1 protein-coding gene is annotated in these 1,043 nt (G+C 64.4%); it reads left to right on the forward strand.

Annotated elements, in window-relative coordinates; all coding sequences use genetic code 11:
• Window positions 1–1,043 (forward strand): AMP-binding protein (locus AU511_RS16970; protein WP_139829433.1); only part of this gene is annotated, 1,043 nt, incomplete at both ends.

Raw genomic sequence — 1,043 nt, forward strand, 5'->3', positions numbered from 1 at the left:
TTTCTCCACACTGTCTCCATGAGCTGTTCGAACAGCAGGCCGAGGCGCGACCTCTGGCAGCGGCGGTCAGTTTTGAAGGCGACACGCTGAGCTACGGCGAACTGAACCGCCGCGCCAACCCGCTGGCCCGCGCGTTGCTGGCGCAGGGCGTGCAGCCCGACAGCCGAGTGGCGATTGCGCTGCCGCGCGGCAGCGATCTTATCGTCGCGATTCTGGCGGTGCTCAAGGCGGGCGCGAGCTATGTGCCGCTGGACCCGAGCTACCCGCGGGCGCGTTTACAGTACATGCTGAAAGACAGTGCGCCCGAAGTATTAATTACCCACAGCAGCAGCCTGCCGTCGCTGGGCGAGCTGCCGCAGACGTTGTCACAGATAGTGCTGGACGGCGACGCCCTTCCCTGGACACATTATTCGGATGAGAACATCCCCGCCGCCTCGCTGGGTCTGACGCCGCATCATCTGGCCTACATCATCTACACCTCCGGCTCGACCGGCCAGCCCAAGGGCGTGATGGTTGAGCACCGTAACGTCACCCGGTTGCTGACCTCAACGCAGGCACTCTTCGACTTCGACCATCGGGACATCTGGACGCTGTTCCACTCTTACGCCTTCGACTTCTCGGTGTGGGAAATCTGGGGCGCCCTGCTGCACGGAGCACGTCTGGTGGTGGTGCCGCAGTCGGCGACGCGCTCGCCGCAGGCGCTGTATCAGTTGGTGTGCCGCGAAGGCGTGACGGTGCTAAACCAGACGCCGGGGGTATTCCGCCAACTGACGGCGGCGCAGGCGGACAGTCCTGAGCGTCACGCGTTGCGTTATGTGATTTTCGGGGGAGAGGCGCTGGACGTGGCGGCGCTGATGCCGTGGTATCGGCAGAACCCGGAGGCGGAAACGCAGCTGGTGAATATGTACGGCATCACCGAAACGACGGTACATGTGACGCACTGTCCGCTGTCGGCGGGGATGCCGGCGGGGGAAAGCCCGATAGGCAAGCCGCTGCCGGACCTGCGGCTGTACATACTGGACGGTCATGGCGAGCCGGTGCCG

Source organism: Lonsdalea iberica (assembly GCF_002111585.1).
GTDB classification, from domain to species: domain Bacteria; phylum Pseudomonadota; class Gammaproteobacteria; order Enterobacterales; family Enterobacteriaceae; genus Lonsdalea; species Lonsdalea iberica.